Consider the following 6,914-nt stretch of genomic DNA (forward strand, 5'->3'; position numbering starts at 1 on the left):
ATTTAGCCGACGCGCGACAAAAAGCATTGGAACTGAATATCGAACAATTAGATATACAACAATTTACAGATGGAAAACTGATCGTGAAGGGTTGTTCGGATATTCCGCAGCCGGAAGCAGCGATGTCTCAGTTTTTGGTAAAAGTGCAGCCGATTTGTTCCAGCATCATGTACGGAGAAGCTTGCTCAAGCGTTCCGATCTACAAAAAACCTAAGCAGAGATAACTTCCGAGTGGAATCCTCTTTTTTGTAACAGTTCAAATAACTGCGGAAGCAGGATTTTTTGTCTTTCCGTAATTTTGGGATTATCGTGCAACACGATGATATCACCTGGCTTGATGCGTTTCGCTTCATCCAGAATGCGTTCGGTGCTAACGCTTAAATCATAATCATACGATAACCACGACCACATAATAATCCGATGCGTCTTACTGATTTCTTTCGCCATGCTTGGCTTAATCCGGCCGTACGGTGGTCTGAAAAGCCTGCTTGAATAAACGTGTTCAAATTCCCTGAAAGAGTTCAGATACCTTTCGTTATCCGTTTTGATGGAATTCAGGTGTTTCATCGTGTGATTCCCGATCACATGGCCTTCCGCAAGAACGCGCTGAAAGAGTTCCGGATTTTTTTCAATATTCTGCCCGACACAAAAAAACGTTGCTTTCCAGTTGTATTGTTTTAATAAATCGAGTACGAAAGGAGTGATTTCCGGATTCGGGCCGTCATCGAATGTAAGAAAAACGACTGGCTCAGAAACAGAAAACCTCCACCTTAACCTTGGGAGAACCCAATCTGCTAAGCGTGGAGGTTTAAATAATTTCATTTTTATTATTCTACATGGAATCGTCCGAAGGCTGAACGTTGTTCAGGACTTCTTCATTCAAAACCGCTTCACTTCCTGCTGGCATTCCTGCCGGAGCCGGTTGTGGCGCACCCGGAACCTGGGTTCCTGTTAATTTGAAGGTGAAGTCGATCGCATTCATTGTTCCCTGTAAATTTTGTTTACCGGAGATCAGTCCGTTGTCGTCATTTGCTATCGCCAATTGATCCAACTCATCATAGATGCGTTTCAAATCAAGGTTGTAAAGCTCTTCTAATCCTTTCGTTGTTCTGCCTGCAAGTGCTCCTCCCGGGTTTCCTGATTCAGGATCTCCTGCAGCTTTGTGGATTGTAGCATAATTAATTACCGCAGCAATATAATCGGAGTTATTGGAAACTGCAAAGTTTGCTTTACTGTGTTTGAAATAACCCATGATGCTTTCCAACTGACGGGCAACTTCTGCTCCCAGTTTTTCAGCACCTTCCTTGTCGTTTGCACGGTACAATAAGTTTACATAATCCTGCAGAACTCCATCGCGGTACTGTTGGTACTCAGCGCCATTTGCATCTTTAATCGCACCACCGCCGGTTGGTTTTTCACCGTAATCCAATACGATATCAGCAGGCATTACTTCCAATGATTTGCGAATCAATAGTGATGCTTTTTTACGCAATTCAGCCGGAGACATTCCCAATCTTCCTTTGAAAGAGTTTTCCAATGAATCCGCAACACGTGCTTGTCCGCTTGCTCTTAAGTTCTTAAGCATCGGAGTGTATTGCTTTTTGCTCATTTCCATTTGCTCAGCTTCAGTAACATAGTTTTCAGCCAATTGAGCAAACATCGTTCTGAATTGAACGGTCTGACGACGAGCATAGTAATCTGTCAATACATTCGGATCATTCATTTTACCGTAATGATACGTTTCCATCAAATGTTTGTACATCAGTTTCTCATTCGCCGGAGTTCTTCCCTGAGCCATGATCGGAGTGATTTCCCAAGCCATACCATTTGTGCGTAAATGCCCGCTTTGATACATGGCTGTAGAAACTTCCGTGTTACCCGGAGATGTGAAATACATCGGTCTTTTCCAGTCATTGTTTGCCAACATATCCAAAATCATGATATCTGATTTCGAAATACCCTGAACAGCTCTGGAATTGAAACGGAAACGAATTTCGTCTTCGCAGCTTTCAGCTTCTTCCTTGGAAATGATTTTAGAAGTCAATGCGTTTTTCTTATTAACGGATAAAATGAATCCTGTACTTGGAATAACACGTAAATAAGTTGTTCCGTACTTGATCATGTTATCATCATCCTGCATGAAAGCAATTGCATCCTTGATCGGAAGGAAAGACCAGGTATCTTCCCATGAAGACATTAGTTGCTGAAGTTGCTCTAATCCGCTAACATCCGCATCAATAATTTGGTTTCTATATCCGTCGAAAATTTCAAGAACTCCGTTCTCCATGTTCTCAATCACATCCAGGTTCGCAGAATCAGCTGAATAACCGAAAGCCTCACGGATTTGTGCAATGCGCGGATCGTATGACGGATCTTTCGCTTTAACGGTAGCAAGAATGGATGATGCCGTATTGGTGAAAGAAGTAAATGCTTGTTTGAACTGCTGAGGACTGTTCTTCACTTTCAGGTTAAAGATTTTCTCAACAGCTTCGCGCTTGATTCCCTGGTTCAACAATTGAGTTGTCGACATAAAAAATGCCTGATCCGTTCCTCCTGCCCACATCAAGATCTGATCTTCTCTGAAGGTAATAGGAAGCGGTTCGGAATCATACATTTTCATTTTCATCTGGTTGGTATACCAATCCGTGTCGAACAAGCTGGTGTTACAAACGCGTACGTCCGTTCTTTCACCTTCTACTTCCTGTAAGTACCACAACGGGAATGTATCGTTATCACCAACAGAGAAAATAATTCCGTTTTTCTCACATGATTGCAGATAATTGTATGCTAAATCATGAGCAGAAGTTTTGTTTGAACGATCGTGATCATCCCATCCTTGTTGTCCCATCAAATAAGGAACAAATAAGGTCAGGATCGTAAATGCGATTGCGGCTACGTTTTGATTCGGAAGTGCTTTCCGCAATCCGAAGGCAATTCCAAGGAGTGCCAGAGCAATTACAGCAACAACCAGCCAGGTTACCAGGATAATTCCACTTCCGCCAAAAAGTAGGAAGATCAACATCAATCCGGTTAAAGAACCGAAGCCGATTATCATCTTTTTCCAGTCGGCTTTATTGAAGTTTTTATACGCATCATACAATGCCAGAACACTTAATCCGATCCAGAATGCAAAGGCATAGAAGGATGCGGCGTATGCGTAATCACGCTCACGCGGTTCGAACGGTTTTTGATTCAGATAGATCACAATCGCGATTCCGGTAAAGAAGAATGTCAGGAATACGATAAACGCATCTTTCGGAGCACGATAGAAGTGGAAAATAATTCCGATTACTCCCAAAACAAGCGGAAGCATCCAGAAATTGTTGTGAGCTTTGTTTTCAAGCGTATAGTAAGGAGCATTTTCCTGATTTCCCAAACGCGCATCGTCAATGAAGGAATATCCGGAAATCCAGTTTCCGCGCATGTCATCGCCGTGTCCCTGGAAGTCATTCTGACGACCTGAGAAGTTCCACATAAAGTAGCGCCAGTACATCCAGCTCATCTGATAGCTGAACATGTATTCCATGTTTTCACCGAAACGCGGCAGGCGCATTCCATCCGTTCCGATATCATCCGCATCAGAAACATCTTTCGGATCATATCCCGACCAGCTTTTATAAGCATTGATCTTCGGATCATTCGGATTGTTGGACGTATAATACATGCGCGGCAGGAAAGTCGTTTGTTTGTAGACCTGCTTGCTGTTTTTTCTCACACTTTCGTTACTGGAGAAATATTTTTCTTTCACGGAATAACTTCCGCTTTTGCCTTTAATCCATTCATTGGCATCCTTTTCAGAAATAAATGCCTTTGCATCCAATCCGGTTGAATTGTTTTCTACTACAAAACGTCTCAGGAAGAACGGGCTTGCATCACCGAATGTCGATTGATCATCCAATGCAGAGTTCCAGTAAGGACCATTCAAAATCGGCCATGAACCGTATTGCTCACGTTTCAAATAAGCGTGAAGTGTTACTAAGTTTTCAGGGTCATTTTCGTCAAGTGGTGTATTTGCATTGGAGCGAATCACGATCACTGCAAAAGAGCCATAACCAATTAATAGGAAAGCCAAACTCCACAAAGCGGTGTTCAGGATCGGTTTCATTTTTCTCTTCGCATATCTGAATCCCCATACAAATCCTGCAATCAACAAGATAAAGAAGAAAACAGTTCCGGAGAAGAACGGTAAACCGAATGAGTTTACAAATGCCACCTCAAACCAGGATGCCAATGCAACGATTCCCGGAATAATCCCTTCCTGAACAAAACCAAGAACGACGATCGAAATCAAACCTGTCAGGATAATACCTTTCAAGCTGGTTTTCTCCCATAAGTTGAAGTAAATAACATAAGCAATCGCCGGTACAGCCAATAATCCCAATAAATGGACACCAATCGCCAAACCAAACATGAACCAAATCAAAACCATCCAACGCATCGGAGCTCTTCCGTCTTTGATTTCACCGTGCTTGATGCTGGTCATTTCCGCATCCCACTTCAAAATCATCCAGAAAATTGCCGCTGTAAACAAAGATGACATCGCATAAACCTCACCTTCAACTGCCGAGAACCAGAATGAATCGGAGAATGTATAAGCCAAAGCTCCGATAACTCCTGCGCCCAATGTCGCAATTTGATCACCTTTCGACCAGTTTCTGTTTGTGCGCTGCATGATTTTCTTCGCAAACATGGTAATCGACCAAAACATGAACAAAATCGTAAACGAACTGGAAAGAGCAGAAAGTCTGTTAATCCAAACTGCCACCATTTGAGGTTCTGCAAAGAAAGAGAACAAACGTCCTAAAACCATGAATAAAGGTGCGCCCGGAGGGTGACCAACTTCTAATTTATTTGCTGCTGTAATGTATTCCCCGCAATCCCAAAGTGAAACGGTGTCTTCAATGGTTAGGAAATAAACAATCGTTGCGATTAAAAAAACGAACCAGCCTGTAAGGTTATTCAGTTTGTTGTAATTCATGATTTACTTTGAAAGTTTGACTCGCGAAGTTATAAATATATTGCGACGATTCCTCATAGAAATGTTGAAAAATGCTAATTGAATGAATTTCAATGTTTTTTCACTTTTTTGCATGAAATTTTCAAGTTTTTTTATCGGATTCCTTGTAGGAAAAGAATTTAGTATTAACTTTGCCCTCGCAATTGACCCATGGTGTAACTGGCAACACGTCTGGTTTTGGTCCAGAAGAGTCTAGGTTCGAGCCCTAGTGGGTCAACTCTTCAAAAGCTTCATCGTAAGATGGAGCTTTTTTATTTTACCCCTGCCTCGGTGAAAAGTTTATCCCGACAATTGAATGGAAATCTCACAGAAAGTTCCATTAGAGCGGATTTTAAGTTTCCCCTTTGGAAGGAGATAAAGGGGGGTAGAATTTAGAAAGAGTGAAGAAATCTGCCAGCTATAACACGGTGTGAACATTCCAAACACCAGAAAACTCACAATAGAGTGTATTCTGGTCTGTGAATGCCTAAAATTCGTTAGGAGGCTATCAGAAAACGGGACTAATTCTTAGCGAAGAAAATCAGAAGAACAGATATGTGAAAAATACTCCAGAGTCAATACCTGATTCTATAGAATCAATAGAGTATACCATTGGCTTTTTAGGTGGTATTTACTAGCAGAATATATGTCAAATTAAGAGAATGGAAGCACTCAGAACTCTACTCGCCATTCTTCTTTCCATGATCTTTTTCGGTTATGGGAATTGCCAGCAAGAACATATGAACTGGTATTTCGGTAATGGTGTTGGTCTCAATTTTAGTTCTGGTACTCCTGTTCCTTTTACAGGAAGTATGATGGTAACGGGAGAATCTTGTTCCTCTATCAGTAATCAAACGGGAGATATCCTTTTTTATACGAATGGGTTAAATGTTTGGGACGCGAGTAACACTGTAATGCCCAATGGCTCCGGGTTATTGGGGGATGAAAGTTCGCAGTGCATGATTATTCCGAAACCGGGTGCAGCCGGAGTTTATTATATTGTGGCAGCAGATGGAACCAATTCACCGGCACAAAATGGAATCACCTATTCTGAAGTAGACATGAGCCTGAATGGTGGATTGGGTGATATTACGGCAATAAAAAATGTAACCTTGCTTGGAAATGCAACCGAATTCATTACTGCGGTTCCGCATGCAAATTGCGAAGATACCTGGATCATTTGCCACGGAATGGACAATGAAAGTGTTTTAAATGCCTTTCATGTTTCAGCTACCGGAATAAATCCTGTGCCCGTAACAAGTGATTTGGGTTTTTATTTTACACAAGGCATAAGTATTGGGATGATAAGACCCAATCCGGTTACGGGTCAGTTAGTTGTTGCGCAGACTTATTTAAACGGAGCTATTGATTTGATTGACTTTGATCGATTGACTGGTAGTGCAAGCTTAAATCAGCATTTGTTTACTGGTATTAACGCAGATATGAACTACGGAATAGAGTTCTCCAGATCTGGTAGTAAGCTTTACATTAGCGATATTTTTGGAGGAGGTGTTTTTCAGTATGATTTGACTGCTGCTAATATTCCGGCGAGCAGAACATTAATCGGAAGTGGGTCGTCAGGTCAGTTGCAAATTGCTCCAAATAACAAAATTTATGTGAACGGTAAGTCTTCAACTGGTGTAGATTATTTTTTGGATGTTATCAATAATCCCGAAGCAACCGGATTGGCTTGTAATTATGTAGAAGATGCGGTCACACTGCCAGACACAGCACTACTTGGATTGCCCTGGTATTATAATTCCAATCAACTGATGAGCGACGCTCCTGATTTAGGAAATGATTTTGTGCTATGCGATGGAACTGCTGAGTTAAATCCTTTTCCTTCTTCTTCAATGCCAGGTGTTTTTGAATGGTCAGACGGAAGTAATGGTCCAACTTTAAGCGTAGCAGAATCCGG

The 6,914-nt window shown here is 41.7% G+C and carries 3 protein-coding genes, 1 tRNA gene and 1 pseudogene; 3 read left to right on the forward strand and 2 right to left on the reverse strand.

Annotated features, from left to right (window positions below; genetic code table 11):
- The coding region (locus tag Q1V93_RS07105) for a DUF2480 family protein (RefSeq protein ID WP_300663201.1) at positions 1-224 on the forward strand (224 nt) is incomplete at its 5' end.
- On the opposite strand, the gene Q1V93_RS07110 is transcribed toward Q1V93_RS07105, so the two are convergent.
- On the reverse strand, positions 211-822 hold the full coding sequence (locus tag Q1V93_RS07110) for a polysaccharide deacetylase family protein (protein WP_300663203.1): 612 nt from the start codon (positions 820-822) through the stop codon (positions 211-213). The genes Q1V93_RS07105 and Q1V93_RS07110 overlap by 14 nt on opposite strands.
- Before the next feature lie 10 nt (positions 823-832).
- A complete protein-coding gene (locus Q1V93_RS07115) occupies positions 833-4,978 on the reverse strand; it encodes a DUF2723 domain-containing protein (protein ID WP_300663205.1) in 4,146 nt (1,381 codons plus the stop codon).
- A gap of 183 nt (positions 4,979-5,161) precedes the next feature.
- On the opposite strand from Q1V93_RS07115, the gene Q1V93_RS07120 reads away from it, so the two are divergent.
- Both Q1V93_RS07120 and Q1V93_RS07125 read left to right on the forward strand, forming a co-directional pair.
- Positions 5,162-5,234, forward strand: a tRNA-Gln gene (locus Q1V93_RS07120).
- Between the two features lie 424 nt (positions 5,235-5,658).
- Positions 5,659-6,914 (forward strand): annotated as a pseudogene (locus Q1V93_RS07125) (hypothetical protein); the annotation flags it as partial.

Origin of the sequence: Fluviicola sp. (assembly GCF_030151805.1) — a bacterium.
Classification (GTDB): Bacteria; Bacteroidota; Bacteroidia; order Flavobacteriales_D; family Crocinitomicaceae; genus Fluviicola.